Origin of the sequence: Myxococcus sp. SDU36 (assembly GCF_030168875.1) — a bacterium.
Classification (GTDB): domain Bacteria; phylum Myxococcota; class Myxococcia; order Myxococcales; family Myxococcaceae; genus Myxococcus; species Myxococcus vastator.
This window is the reverse complement of sequence record NZ_CP077414.1, coordinates 4498803-4512722: the sequence shown is the minus strand read 5'-3', so window position 1 is coordinate 4512722 and position 13920 is coordinate 4498803. Positions and strand designations below refer to the sequence as shown.

The window sequence follows — 13920 nt, the reverse complement described above, 5'->3', positions numbered from 1 at the left end:
GGGCCGTCTCTGGTGGTAGAACGCCGCCCGATATGACTCCATCTGAACCATCCACCCATGTGAACTCGCCGCGCCAGCGCCTGCGGGCCTGGGGACCGGGACTGGCCGTCAGCGCGGTGGTCGTCTGGATGGTCATCCGGATGTTTCCCCGGCTGTTCAAGCGCATCGGCACGAGCGACTACTTCGAACTCGCTGCCTCCATCCAGGACGACAGCTTCTACTATCTGGTGCCGGCGTTTCGCTTCAAGACACAGGGGTTCTTCACTTTTGACGGGCTGACGTCGACCTATGGTTTTCAGCCTGCCTATGAAGTGCTCCTGACTGCATACGCATTCTTCTTCGCCGACTTCGAGTCATTCCTGCGCGGCACGATGAAGCTGGGACTCGTGCTCCACGCGCTCACGGCGGTGATGATTGCGTTGCTCGTACTCCGCACCGCGGATGCGCGCACGCGGTGGGGGCGCTGGCTCCAGTATGCCCTCGCGGCGGGCGCAGGGCTCTTCTACCTGTCGCGAGGCACGGTTGTTCTGAGTGCGATGACCTGCAAGGAGAACGTTCTCGCGGCAGGCCTGCTCGCAGGGGTGCTTCTGCTCGTCACCCAGGATGTGGAGGATACTCCCAAGCGCCACCGGCTTTTCTCCGTCCTCACCGGTGCCGGTGTCGGCGTGTTGCTGCTCTGCCGCATCCTTCCGACCACGCTCGCGAGCGTGGGGCTCGTCACACTCATCGCGCTCTTCCGGTGGCGGAAGCCAGGGGCTTTCTTCCTGGCGTTTGCAATGCCGATGATTCTCTGGGGCGCCTACGCGGTGGTTGCGTTCGGGCATGTCGTGCCCATGTCGGCGCGTGTGAAGACGCTCGGCGAGTCGGTGGACAGTCCCTGGCGTGTGCTTGCTACGCATGGCCGCGACTACATGAAGGCCACCTTCGGGTTCGCCGTGGGGGACCCGGGCATGTGGCTTCCGCAGCGAGACGGCGCCATCGTCTTGCCGGATGCGCCTGCGACACCCAGGTGGGCCGCCATCACCGCGATGGCGCTCGTGGTGCTGGGGGGCGCTGGTGGTGCTGGCCTGCGGCAGGCGTTCCGAGCGCGCTCGCTGCGGTTGCCACAACACACGCTGGTGGTCTCGCTGCTCGCCGTGCTCACCCTGAGCATCATTGCGATCTATCCCATCCAGGGCATTCTCATCGCGATGCGCCGGCCAGGGGAACTCTTCTATTACATGTGGTATGTGTATGATTTGCCGGTGCTCGTCGCGGCCGCATTGGGTGCGGCGGCGGTGGTGGGCCTGGGGCGGGTCGAACGCTTCGTGGTCATGGTGACCGCTCGAAAGGGCTTCGAGGTGCGCACCACGCTCGTGTCCGCGGGGGCCGTGGTAGGGGTCCTGGCAGTCCTGCTGATCTTCGGTCAGCGGATTCCCGAAGGTTACAAGAAGGTCCGGCAACTCAAGCCCTACGCGACGTTCGACCAGAGCGCCGGAACCTGGCAACACACCATGCTGCGCGCGGGCCTCTGGCTGAAGCAGAACGTTCAGCTGCAGCCCGGTGAGCGCGTCGCCTGTTTCAGTTGTGGTGCCCTGGGGTTCCTGTTGCCGGACCACGTCCTCAACCTCGATGGGCTCGCGAACGACGACGCGGCGCGGAGCCGGTTGACGAACCCGTCGACCATCGAGGACTACATCGCGAAGGTCCGTCCGCGTTACTACATCGACGTCCACGTCTGGACGGTGACCAGCAACCCGCGAATCCAGGTCCGGCCGCTCCAAGTCCTGCCCTTTTCGTATGAGGGGGGCTATCTGGTGGCGGAGCTCACGCATCAATGAGGGACCGGGCTCGCGGCGGGCGGTGACGCGCCGCCTGCCCATCATCCGGGCTCCCGGACTGGCGCTGGGGCCCCCACGAATCGGTTGACTCTCCGCCCCAGGCAGCCTGAGGTGCCCGCATGCTCCGCCGAGTCTGGCTCCCGTCCCTCCTCCTCGTGCTCGCCGTCGCGGGCTGCTCCCGTTGTGGCAAGGACGCGGACCCCGCCGCCCCGGCCGCGACGGCGGGTGTGGCCCGCTACCTGCCCCGCGACGCGCAGGCTGCCGTGGTCATCAATGACCTGGGGGGGCTGGGTGAGAAGCTCGCCCGCTTCCAGAAGCTGAAGGCCGCCTCGTTCGCCGCGCAGCTCCAGAACTTCTCCACTGCGGAGGGCTACGTCTCCGCGGTGATGCGCCAGATTGGCGTGGACCTGCGCAGCCGGCAGGCGCTCGAGACGGCCGGCATCGCGCCGGACCTCGGCGCGGGCGCGGCGTTCCTCGGGGGCAACCGCGCCATCTCGGTGGTGGGGGTCAAGGACGCCGGCAAGCTCGAGGAGACGTTCGGCAACTTCGCGCGCAGCCGCCTGGGCGCGTCCGACAAGAAGCAGTCCTCCGTGGACGGCGGGGACCTGGTCACCTTCAGCCGTCCAGGCAGCGCCTCGCCCGCGCTGGGCATCTTCTTCGTGAAGGGGACGCGCTTCGCGCTGCTCGGCGCGGGGCCCACCGCCGCCACGCTGGGGACGCTGGCCACGCAGCCGGAGGAGCGCTCGCTCGCGAAGGAGCCGGTGATGGCGGCGTCGCTGCAACGGCTCCCGTCCCAGCGCGACTTCCACGTCTGGCTCCCGGGCGGCGCCGGACTCGTGCCGCCGGGCACCGTCCAGGGCGTCACGCTCACGGGCCGCATCGACGACCGCGCGGTGACGCTGAACGCGGACGCGCCCTGGCCGGACACCGAGGCGTCCCTGGCGGCGCTGGACGCGGTGGCGCCCGCCGCGAGCGAGCTGCTGGCCCCGCTGCCCGCCGACAGCTTCCTGGTGGCCCGGTTCCGCGGGGACGCGTCGCACCTCGACGGTGTGTGGCCCTATCTGGCCGGTGGCTATCTCACCCGCGCGGTGCAGAACAGCGGCCTCAACGTGAAGACCGAGCTGCTCGACAACCTCAAGCCGGGCACGGTGCTGGGCTTGTCGCTGTCGCCCACGGTGAACCTGGGCGCGGGCATGCCGGCGTTGGATTTGCGCCGCACCAACCCCTTCCGCTTCGTCCACCTGGTGGCGCTCGCGGACGCCGAGGACGCTCCGAAGATGCAGTCCACGCTGGAGCAGCTGCCGCGCATCGCGGAGAACTTCGGCGCGAAGGTGGAGGCGTCGGAGCTGAGCGGCCAGCGCGTGTACCTCACGACCTATCGCGCGGGCGAAGGCGCGCACTTCGCGCTCGCGCCTGGCGGGCGGCTGGTGGTGGCCTCGCCCAAGGCGCGGCTGGAGTCCACGCTGGCCTCGCTCGCGAAGCCCTCGGGTGACGGGCCGGTGGCCGCGGACCTGAAGGACGCGGGCCAGGACGCGGCCTTCAGCGCCGTGCTGGATTTGCGGCGCCTGTCGGACGCGGTGAAGAACCTGCCGTCGGAGGCCTGGGGCATTGGCGGCTTCGCCATCAAGGCCACCACCGTGCGCTGGCTGGAGGCCGTGGATGACCTGCGCGCCGTGACGCTGGCCGTGTCCCGCAAGGGCAAGGCGCTCCAGGCGGAGCTGTCCCTGCGCCTGGCGCCCGCCGCCGCTCCTTCCAGCCCGTCGGCCGCGCCGTGATTCAAGCCCGGGACGTCGTGAAGACGTACGTGGATGGTGACGGCACCCAGGTGCGCGTGCTCGACGGCATGTCGCTGGACGTGGCGGAGGGCGAGTTCGTCGCGGTGGTGGGCTCGTCCGGCAGCGGGAAGTCCACGCTGCTGCACCTGCTGGGCGGGCTGGACGTCGACTACCGCGGCGACCTCCGCGTGGGCGGCGTGACGCTGCGCGGCCTGGGCGACAAGGCCCTGGCGCACTTCCGCAACACGCACGTGGGCTTCGTCTTCCAGTCCTTCCACCTCATCCCCAACCTCTCCGCGGTGGAGAACGTGCTGTTGCCGTCGCACTTCGGCGCGGCGCCCCCGGATGCCCGCGCGCGCGCGGAGGCGCTGCTGGAGCGCGTGGGCCTGGGCACGAAGAAGGACCGCGCGCCGGTGCGCCTGTCCGGCGGCGAGCGGCAGCGCGTGGCCATTGCCCGCGCCCTGTTCGGCAAGCCCCGCCTGCTGCTGTGTGACGAGCCCACGGGCAACCTGGACGCGGCCACCGGCACGGGCGTCATCGCCTTGTTCCAGGAGCTGCACCGCGAAGGGCTCACCGTGTTGTGCGTCACCCATGAGGAACGGATGAGCGCTGTGGCCGGACGGGTGCTGCGGCTCAAGGACGGGCAGCTCGTGGAGGAGCGCGCGGGACTCCAGGTGGCCACGGGAGGTTCGCCATGAGGCTGGACGCGCTGGCCCGGCTGGTCCGGCTGAGCCTCGCCCGCGAGCGCAAGGGGGCCTTCTTCTCCGCCTTCGGCGTGGCCATGGGCGTGGGCGCGCTGGTGTTCTTCGTGGGCCTGGGCCTGGGCGTGGGCGCCGTCATCCGGGAGAAGGTCTTCCCCACGGACGCGCGGCTGGTGGACGTGGTGCCCCCGGCGGTGTCGCTGGGCTCGCTGCTGGGCGGTGGCAAGCTGGACGCGCCCACGGTGGAGCGCCTGCGCGCGCTGCCCGGCGTGGAGGCCGCCTACCGGAAGATGAACGTGCGCGTGCCCGCGGTGACGCGCTACGACGGCGTCTTCTTCGGCAGCCGGCTGCGCATGGGCATGGAGGTGCTGGCCCTGGGCGTGGAGCCGGCGCTGGTGCGGGGCGACGTGCAACTGGGCGAGTTCAAGGACGCGGGGGAGGGGCAGCCGATTCCGGCGCTCGTGTCCACGCGGCTGTTGGAGCTGTACAACAAGACGTTCGCCCCGGCGCGCAAGCTGCCGCAGCTCTCCGCCAACATGCTGGTGGGCTTCGGCTTCCCGGTGGAGTTCAACCGCTCCTACGTGGCCGCGGCGTCCGCGTCGGGGCCCACGCAGCCCGGGCAGGCGCAGGTGGTGGGGGCGTCCGACCGGGCGCTGCTGGCCGGCATCACCATTCCGCTGGACGCGGCCGTCCGCCTCAACCGTGCGTTCGGCGTGGACGCGGAGAACTACTCCGGCGTCACGTTGGTCGCCACGGACCCGTCGCAGGTGCCCGTCATCGTGGACGCGGTGAAGGGCATGGGGCTGGAAATCGATGACCAGGAGCGCCGCATGGCGGAGAACTCGGGCGCGGCGGTGGCGCTCACCACGTCCGCGCTGGCGCTGCTGTCCCTGCTCATCTGCATCCTCGCGGCGGTGAACATCGCCCACGCGTTGTCCGCCTCCGTCCGGGCGCGCGCCAGGGAGATTGGCGTCATGCAGGCGGTGGGGGCCTCACGCGCGGACATCCGCGCCATCGTCCTGGCCGAGGCCGCCGTGGTGGGGCTCGCGGGCGGCGCCGCGGGGACCACCGCCGCGCTGCTGCTGTCCCTGGGCGTCAACCGCCTGGCGGCGGGCTACCTGCCCAACTTCCCCTTCAAGCCCGACAGTTTCTTCTCCTTCCCCTGGCCGGTGGTGGTCGGCGGTGTCGTCCTGGGTCTCGTCGCCGCGCTCGCGGGCGCGTACTTCCCCAGCCGCCGCGCCGCCGCCACCGACCCCGCACGCACGCTCGCCGGATGACACTTCCTTCTCGCAAGACGCTGCTTGGCAACGCGCTGAGCTTGATGGCCATCGCCTGGATTTACGGTGGCGACCTCTCCGACGCCGTGCGCGCCCGCACCGCGGACGTGTCCGCCTTCATGACGGTGCCCTCCCTGGAGCGGCCCGCCGTGGTGCTGGCCGTGGCCGCGGTGGCCGCGCTCGCGTTCGTCGTGGGCCTGCTCCAGCGCAAGGACGAGGGCTTCAAGGGCTACCGGCTGCTGCCCATCGTCCTGGTGGGCGCGCTCTTCGTGGACCTCGTGCTGTCGGAGAGCCGCACGCCGCTGACGTCCACGGACATCGCGTCCATGGCGCTCCAGCGCTTCCACCAATCCGTGCAGGAGCGCACCTCCGCGCTGGAGGTGCCGGATGACCCGCGCCTCCTCCAGTCCCTGCTGGAGGAGCTGGGCCGGCCGCCATACCTCGTGCGCGGCGAGCCCCTTCCGGGGTACTCCCTCCAGGTCCGAAAGGACTGCGAGGGCCCCGTGAAGGACGCACCCGGTGTGCGTCCGGGGACGCTGCTCTACTGCGTGGCGCCAGCGCGGCAGGGCGCCTGGGTGACGATGGTGGGACTCCCCGCCGAGGCGCGCTTCGGCTCGCCAGCCATCGTGTCCGTCGCGGGCGAGGCGCGCTTCCTGCTGGTCCGCCCCATTCCGCCCGATGAGGCGGAGCCAGGAACCGCATTCCGCGACAGCCTTGCCGCCCCACCGTCACCCGCCGGTGACACGGACGCGGGTTCTCCTCGGGCCGGACCCTGATCCGCCGCCTGCCTCCCTGGTCAGTTTGGGCGGGGCTTTCACGAGGTTGACCCTTTGGAGCCCCGATCGATAGGCTCGCCGAGAACGGACCCTCCCCCACGTGACGACCACTCAACCGAAGCGGCAGCCCATCCCGTTTGGGAAATATCTCCTTCTGGACCGCATCAACATTGGCGGCATGGCGGAGGTGTGGCGCGGGAAGCAGTTCGGCGCGAGCGGCTTCGAGCGGCTCGTCGCCATCAAGCGCATCCTCCCCAACATCGCGGAGGACGACGAGTTCATCTCGATGTTCATCGACGAGGCGAAGATCAGCGTCCAGCTGACCCACGCCAACGTCGCGTCCATCTACGAGCTGGGCAACATCGTCGGCAGCTACTTCATCTCGATGGAGTACATCCCCGGCAAGGACATGCGGGCCATCTTCGACCGGTGCCGGAAGAAGGGGGAGCCCGCTCCGGTGCCGCTGGTGGCCTACTGCGTGTCCAAGATGTGCGAAGGCCTGGACTACGCCCACCGGAAGAAGGACGGGATGGGGCGGGACATGAACATCGTCCACCGCGACATCTCGCCGCAGAACATCCTCATCTCCTATGAGGGTGAGGTCAAAGTCATCGACTTCGGCATCGCGAAGGCGGCTGGCAAGGCGACCAAGACGCAGGCCGGCATCCTCAAGGGCAAGTTCGGCTACATGAGCCCGGAGCAGATTCGCGGCCTGCCGTTGGACCGGCGCTCGGACGTGTTCGCCATTGGCGTGTGCCTCTATGAGATGCTCACCGGTGAGCGCCTCTTCGTGGGCGACAGCGACTTCAGCGTGCTGGAGAAGGTGCGCAAGGCGGAGGTGCCGTCGCCCACCACGTACAACCGGCGCATCCCGGAGGTGCTGGAGCGAATCGTCCTCAAGGCGTTGGCCAAGGACGTGGACGAGCGCTACCAGTACGCCAGTGAGCTGGGTGACGACCTGCAGCGCTTCCTCATCACCAGCGACACCATCTTCAGCCGCAAGGACCTGGCGCAGTACATGAAGTCCACGTTCGCGGAGGACGTGGAGCGCGAGAAGCAGCGCCTGCTGGACTACGCGGACATCAAGCCGCCCGAAGGCATGCAGGCCGCGCTGGAGGCCGCGTCCTTCAACAGCCCCATCATGCCCGCCGCGCCGGCGCCGGCGCCCGTGCCGGTGGTTCAGCCGGTGGCGCCGCAGCCCCGGATGACGGGCTCCATGCCGGCGGTGTCGCCCGGGGGCGTGCGCCGCTCCCCCACGCTGGCCGCGCTGCCGAAGCTGACGGCCGCCACCGCCGCGCCCGCGGCCGACGATGACGGCGGTGGGGCGACGCAGCTCGTCTCCAGCGACCACGAGTTCGCGGACGCGCCGGAGCCCACGACGCAGCCGGGGGCCGCCGTCGGGCGCGCCATCACCCCGCTGGAGGTGCCTTCGTCGCCGGGCGACGACGACGAGCCCGTCAGCGGCAGGACGGCGGTCATTCCGCCGCCCGCGCCCCTGTCTCCCCCCGTGGGTCCGCCGCGGCTGTCGCACGCGAACATCCCCGTGGTGCGGCCGTCCATGTCCGTGCCCACGCTGTCGCCTTCGGACGCGGGGCCCGCGCCTCGGGCGAGCCGGGGCGGGGGCCTGCCTCGGATGACGCGGGACGTGCCGGTGCTCGACGGCTCGCAGGCCGCGCCGCGCCCGCCGCCGCCCGCGGCCCCGCCCGCGCCGGTGGCCCCCGCGTACGATGATGAAGACGACGTGGATGATGCCCCGGAGCGGCCCACCGGCGCGATGCCGCCCGTGGGCGGCCGTGCGCCCATCCCGAGGAAGGTGCTCTTCGGCGGCATTGGCGCGGTCGCGGTGCTCGTGCTGGCGCTGATTGGCTGGGCGGTGTCGGGGCCCGGTGTGGGCTACGTGCTGGTGGACCTGCAGGGCGTGCCCTCGGAGGTCCGCGGCCGCCTGCAGGTGCGCCTGGACACGCAGCTGGTGCCCCTGGAGGGTGGCAGCGCGACGCTCCTGCGCGAGGTGCCCGCCGGCAAGGTCATGGTGGTGGTGAGCGCGGAGGGCTACAACACCTTCACGAAGACGGTGGAGGTCGCCGCGGGCAAGGACGTCACGCCCGTGCAGGCGGTGCTGGAGAGCCTGGTCCGCACCGCGGCGTTGGTGCTCACGACGGAGCCCGCCACGGCCGAGGTGAAGGTGGATGGCCGGGTGGTGCGCGAGCAGGGCAAGGTGGCGGCCTACATCAAGGATGTGCCCCTCAACGGGGCGGAGTGGGTGGTGGAGGTGAGTGCGCCTGGCCACAAGCCGGCGTCCAAGCGGGTGCCGGTGTCCGGCGGCGGACCGGTGGAGGTGTCGCTCAAGCTGGAGCCGTTGGTGACGCGGGTGTCGGTGAAGGTGGAGTCCAAGCCGGCCGGCGCCACCATCTTCGTGGACGGCAAGGACATGGGCGCCACCACGCCCGCCGTCGTGCAGGTGTCCCCCAGCGCGCGGCAGCTCACCCTGAAGCTGAAGTGCCACAACGAGGCTGAGGTGGACGTCCCGGACGCGGCGCCAGGCAATGAGCCGGCCACGGCGAGCGTTTCCCTCAAGCGGCAGCCGCGCTGCCGTTAGCGCGAGAGGAGGCGGGAGTTCGTGAGCAAGGTGCGCAAGGTGAGCAAGGCGGATCCACTGGCGGATCTCCCTCGCTGGGCCCAGCAGTTGGCCCGGAAGTACTATACGAAGACGGTGAGCGCCTTCCTGCTGTACGGCGCCGTGAGGGATTTGCAGCCCCTGCAGCTGGAGGATGGTGGCCGGGGCTTCGGCACGCTCAAGACGTTCCTCTCCGAGGAGCTCTTCGGCGGCAGGGATCACGTCATCTTCTATGACCGCTCTTCCGGCATCCGCTCCGCGACGCCGGAGACGCAGAAGGACCTGCAGCGGGCCATGACGGGCTACGACGCCCTGTACGGCACCGACTACGCCAAGGTCATGCCGCGCGATCCGGGCCGCGCGCTCCAGATTCTGGAGAACTTCATGCGCATGCGCCTGAGCGAGGGCCGCTCGCTGGCGCTCATCATCGACTTCGCGGAGACGCTCGTCCCCGGCGGAGAGATGAGCCACCTCTCCAGCGAGGACCGCTTCGTGGTGGCCACGCTGGACAAGTGGGCGCATGACCCGCAGTTCCTCGCGGCCGACGTGTCCGTGGTGCTGCTGGCGGAGAACCTGGCGGACGTGTCGCCGCGCATCAGCCGCAACCCGTACGTGGCGCCCATCGAGCTGCCCCTGCCCACGGAGGAGGAGCGGCTGGAGTACGTGCGCTACAAGCTGGAGGGCAAGCGGCTCCAGTCGGTGTCGGACGTGCCGCTGGCGGGCCTGGCGAAGATGACGGCGGGCCTGTCCCGCATCAACCTGGACCGCGTGCTCATCGAGGCGCTCGAGCGCGAGGTGCGCATCTCCTCCGAGCTCCTCAAGGAGAAGAAGCGCGAAATCATCCAGGCGGAGTGCCACGGCCTGCTGGAGTTCATCGAGCCGGTGCACACGCTGGACGCGGTGGCGGGACACGCCAAGGCCAAGCAGATGCTGCGGCAGGCCGCCGGGGCCCTGAAGAAGGGGCGCCTGGAGGTCATGCCCATGGGCTACCTGCTGTCCGGGCCGGTGGGCACGGGCAAGACGTTCATGGTGAGCTGCTTCGCCGGGGAGATTGGAATCCCCGTGGTGAAGTTCCTCAACTTCCGCAGCCAGTGGCAGGGCGTCACCGAGGCGAACCTCGAGAAGATCTTCAACCTGCTCAAGGCCCTGTGGCCGGTGGCGGTGATGATTGACGAGGCGGACACGTTCCTCGGCAACCGCGACTCCGGCGGGGACTCCGGGACGAGCAGCCGCGTGTTCGGCTCCATCGCCTCGTTCATGGGCAACACGTTCTACCGCGGGAAGATTGTCTGGTTCCTGATGACGGCGCGGCCGGACCTGCTGCCCATCGACCTCAAGCGGCAGGGGCGCGCGGAGGAGCACCTGGCCCTCTTCTACCCGCAGACGGACGCGGAGCGGGACGAGCTGTTCCAGGTCATGTCCAAGAAGACGGGCGTGTCCGTGGACGGCGTCGAGTCCTTCTCCACGCTGATTCCGGAGGGCGTGCGCGCCTTCAGCGGCGCGGACATCGAAGCCGTCATGGTGCGCTCGAAGTTCCGCGCGCTGGCGGAGGGCCGCGAAGGGGTGACGAAGGACGACCTGGCCGCGGTGCTCGCGGACTTCGTGCCCCCCAGCTACCCGCTGGAAATCGAGCTGCAGAACCTGGTGGCGGTGCAGGAGTGCACCAGCCGCGCGCTGCTGCCCGAGGCCTTCCGCCAACTGGACCGGGACTACATCACCCGGCGCGTGCGCGAGCTGAAGGCGCTGCTGGAGTCGCAGTAGCCTTGGCTGCCTCACGCCCAGGCGCTTGTCCTGGGCGCACGGCCCGCTGAGACTGGGGGCATGGCTGCTGGCCCCACTGCTCCGCGCTCCTGGTTCGCGTACTCGGTCGACCTGGCCCCGGTGGTTGCGCGCGAGCGCCTCCCGGGGCTCCCGCCCATCCCCGACGTGCTGGAGGGCGAGCTGGCCGAGGCGCTCGACGTGGACGTCGTCTATGACGTGGCGTCAGCGGCCTGGGGCGGGAAGGTGGCCCGGCTGGTGGATGCGCCGGGCCGCAAGCTCCCCGGCATGCTCCGCCGCGTTCCCACCGACGCCTGGGACGCGCTGGTCCGCCTGGAGTCGGCGATGGCGGGCGCCACCGACGTCCGGCAGGTGAAGGTGCGCACCTTCACCGGGGCCGTGCTCAGTGCCCACGTCTTCACGCCCGCGGCTCCCGCGACGCCCGCCCAGGGGCTCGTGAGCGAGGCCTTCCTCGTCACCCTGGCGCTGTCGGCGGAGCAGGCCGGGCTGTCCCCGGAGCACGTGGAGCGGCTCCAGGCCGAGGCTCGGATTGTCCAGGCCCTCCAGAAGGCGGGCCCCGAGGCCCTGGGCCCGTCAAAAGCCCCCGGAAACAAGGGTTAGGCGGGTATCCAGGTGCGAAGCGACCCCTGGATTCTTTTTCTTCGTAAGAAAACGGAGCCGTGACGCAACTTGGCGCGGCGAACGGCCGACGATGGGAGGCGGGGCCCCACCTCGTGTTTCTCCTCGTCGGCCCCGAGGACATTCAGGATGACGCTGCGACCCACCTCGACGCGAGTCGTTCCCCCGCGCCCGGCATCGGCCGCTTCGCCCCTCAATGCCGTCACCACGCCAGGAGGGAGCTGGAGACGCTCGACGGCCCGCGAGGTGCCCATTGGCGAGCTCCAGGAGAAGTTCGGCTGGACGGATGAGAGCTGGCAGGTGGGGTTGATGAACGCGGCGGACGCCGCGAGCGGCGTCAAGTCGCGCAATGGCAACGGGGCGGTGTCCGCGGCGGAGTTGGAGCGCTACCTGGCCGCGCCCGAGGACGGGCAGTACCTGACGTCCACCGCGCTTCAGCAGAAGCGCTCCGCGCTGGACGCGAAGCTCGCGCAGGGGAATGGCACCGCGGTGGACGTGGACGCCTTCGAGGGCGGCTGGCAGGCCACGGTGGCCCGGCGCGCGGACCTGCTGGGTGGCAACGCCGACGGCCAGCTCAGCGCGGAGGAGCTGGACGCGTTCATCCAGGCCTCGAAGGCCGGCAAGCACGCGGACACCCGCTGGGTGCCGGACCAGCAGATGGCGGCGCTGCAGAGCCGCGTGGCCGAAGCGGCCGGTGAGCTGGATCCGCTGCGTCCGGAGGGGGCGCCTGGCGCCAATGGCCTGAGCCTGGTGAAGGAGTACGCGCGCCTGGCGCTGGACCAGGGGGCCAACGTGCCCACCTTCGTGAGCTACATGCTGTCCGCGGCGGACGTCCAGGAGACGCCCGCGGGCGTGAGCCGTCTGGAGAGCACCTTCGTGCGCGACCCCGTGCTGGGCCGCGCTGGCGTCACCGACTCCGACTACACGAACACGGGCTTCGACCGCGGCCACATGAAGCCGGCGGAGGACTCGCCCACGCAGGAGGCGATGAACGAGAGTCACCAGATGAGCAACATCGCCCCGCAGCACGGCAACCACAACCAGCAGGTGTGGCGCACGTTGGAGCAGGGCGTTTCGGGCTTGGTGAACTCGCAGGGCGGCAAGGCGTACATCCTCACCGGCAACCTGTACCTGGATGACCAGGGGCAGCCGGTGCCTCCGGAGCAGCGGGAGACGACGGGGGCAGGGGAGCGCCGCCTCGCCATCCCCACGCACAACTTCAAGACGGTCCTCCACGAGCTGCCGAACGGCAGCCTCACCATGTACGCGTACCTGATGCCCAACGCGAAGGACGGGCCGTCGAAGAAGGAGGACATCCTTCCGCTGCTCGACGCGCACCGCGTGCCCGTGGACCGCATCGAGGAGCTGCTGGGGCAGGACCTCTACGCCAACCTGCCCAAGCGGGTTCAGGACAGGCTGGAGAAGGGCACGCCGGGCGAGGGCGTCTTCCAGCGCGACAGCCTGTACTTCGCGGCCAGCCTGTTCCGCTTCGCGCCCGGCAACTGACGCGGGGCTTCGCGGCCTGGGCCTCGCTTCAGCGCGAAGCCCGGGCTCACGCCACGGGGCGCGGTGCGCCCAGGTGCGGGTCGTCCACGTGCTCCACGACGGCCACGCGGTCTCCGACGGAGAGCGCGTCGTGCAGCACGCGCACGGCCTCGTTCGAGTGGCGGATGCAGCCGTGCGAGACGTCGGCGCCCAGGAGGGCGGGGGCGTTCGTTCCGTGCAGCTCTTCACCGGAGTGCCGGCCATCCGCCCAGGAGAGGTCGAGCATGCGCACGCCGAAGACGTGGCGGTCGTTCCACAGCCGCGTGCCGGCCGCTTCGGTGGCCAGTTGATCCAACTTCGTGCGAACCACCTTGAGCCCGGCGCGGGTCGGGGAGGCCGCGGCGCCCGTGGCGTTGGGGAAGATGTCCACGAGCTGCCCACGGGTGTCGAAGAGGAAGGTCCGGTGCTCCCGGAGGGCCACCACCACGCGGACCTGCTGTCCGTCGAAGAAGGCGGAAGGCAGCCCCCGAGCCTGTCCGCGCGTCCCAGGCGCTGGAGCCAGCGCATCCAGCGCGCGCAGCGTGGCGGCATCCAGCGCGCCCGTGGGGCGGACGGCGGGGAAGGTGCGCGAGGCGTGGACCTGGAAGTTCCGCAGCGCTCGGGCGGTGTGCGGGCCGTGGCGTCCGTCCGCGCCGCCGTGCAGGGCGAAGCCCAGGTCGAGCAGGGCGGCCTGTACGGCGCGGAGGCCCTCGCCCTGGCTGTCGGGGCCAAGGACGTGGGCCCCTGACGCGACGTCCGCCAGTTGGGGCAGTCCGGTGAAGCGCGCGTTGGCAGGGGGCGCTGGGGTGCGCGCGAGCCGGTCCACGCCCTCCGGGGGCAGGGGTGTCCCGGACGGTGGACGTGCATCCACCGCGCGCTGGACGCGTGTGGACTCCCCAAGGGAAGCCGGAGGCGGCGCGTCCGTGACGTCAGGTGGAAGGACGGGAAGGCGAGTGCTCGTCGGCGAGATGGATGAGGTCATCCTCCGCGTCTGTGCAATTCACTCGCCCGAAGCCAGCCCGTGAGGACGCCGTGC

10 protein-coding genes are annotated in these 13920 nt (G+C 70.4%); 9 read left to right on the top strand and 1 reads right to left on the bottom strand.

What is annotated here, in order from left to right; genetic code table 11:
- Window positions 1-32 precede the first annotated feature (32 nt).
- From KGD87_RS17755 to KGD87_RS17715, 9 genes are all read left to right on the top strand, one after another.
- Window positions 33-1820, top strand: a complete 1788-nt coding sequence (locus KGD87_RS17755; RefSeq protein WP_284661354.1) for a DUF8728 domain-containing protein — start codon at window positions 33-35, stop codon at window positions 1818-1820.
- 119 nt (window positions 1821-1939) lie between these two features.
- On the top strand, window positions 1940-3595 hold the full coding sequence (locus KGD87_RS17750) for a hypothetical protein (protein WP_284661353.1): 1656 nt from the start codon (window positions 1940-1942) through the stop codon (window positions 3593-3595).
- Window positions 3592-4293, top strand: coding sequence for an ABC transporter ATP-binding protein (locus tag KGD87_RS17745; protein WP_284668574.1), 702 nt, complete (start codon window positions 3592-3594; stop codon window positions 4291-4293). Before KGD87_RS17750 ends, KGD87_RS17745 begins: the two co-directional genes overlap by 4 nt.
- Window positions 4290-5573, top strand: a complete 1284-nt coding sequence (locus KGD87_RS17740) for an FtsX-like permease family protein (RefSeq protein WP_284668573.1) — start codon at window positions 4290-4292, stop codon at window positions 5571-5573. The genes KGD87_RS17745 and KGD87_RS17740 overlap by 4 nt, the downstream gene beginning before the upstream one ends.
- Entirely contained in the window at window positions 5570-6349 is a 780-nt protein-coding gene (locus KGD87_RS17735) for a hypothetical protein (protein ID WP_284668572.1), read from the top strand. The genes KGD87_RS17740 and KGD87_RS17735 overlap by 4 nt, the downstream gene beginning before the upstream one ends.
- Window positions 6350-6449: 100 nt before the next feature.
- Complete coding sequence (locus tag KGD87_RS17730) at window positions 6450-8945, top strand: serine/threonine protein kinase (RefSeq protein WP_284668571.1); 2496 nt, start codon at window positions 6450-6452, stop codon at window positions 8943-8945.
- A gap of 21 nt (window positions 8946-8966) precedes the next feature.
- Entirely contained in the window at window positions 8967-10724 is a 1758-nt protein-coding gene (locus tag KGD87_RS17725; protein ID WP_284668570.1) for an ATP-binding protein, read from the top strand.
- 60 nt (window positions 10725-10784) lie between these two features.
- On the top strand, window positions 10785-11342 hold the full coding sequence (locus KGD87_RS17720; protein ID WP_284668569.1) for a gamma-glutamylcyclotransferase: 558 nt from the start codon (window positions 10785-10787) through the stop codon (window positions 11340-11342).
- A 69-nt stretch (window positions 11343-11411) separates the two neighbouring features.
- On the top strand, window positions 11412-12866 hold the full coding sequence (locus KGD87_RS17715) for a DNA/RNA non-specific endonuclease (protein ID WP_350102468.1): 1455 nt from the start codon (window positions 11412-11414) through the stop codon (window positions 12864-12866).
- 46 nt (window positions 12867-12912) lie between these two features.
- Here KGD87_RS17715 and KGD87_RS17710 read toward each other — a convergent pair whose 3' ends face one another.
- On the bottom strand, window positions 12913-13866 hold the full coding sequence (locus tag KGD87_RS17710; protein ID WP_284668567.1) for a L,D-transpeptidase family protein: 954 nt from the start codon (window positions 13864-13866) through the stop codon (window positions 12913-12915).
- Between the last annotated feature and the right edge of the window lie 54 nt (window positions 13867-13920).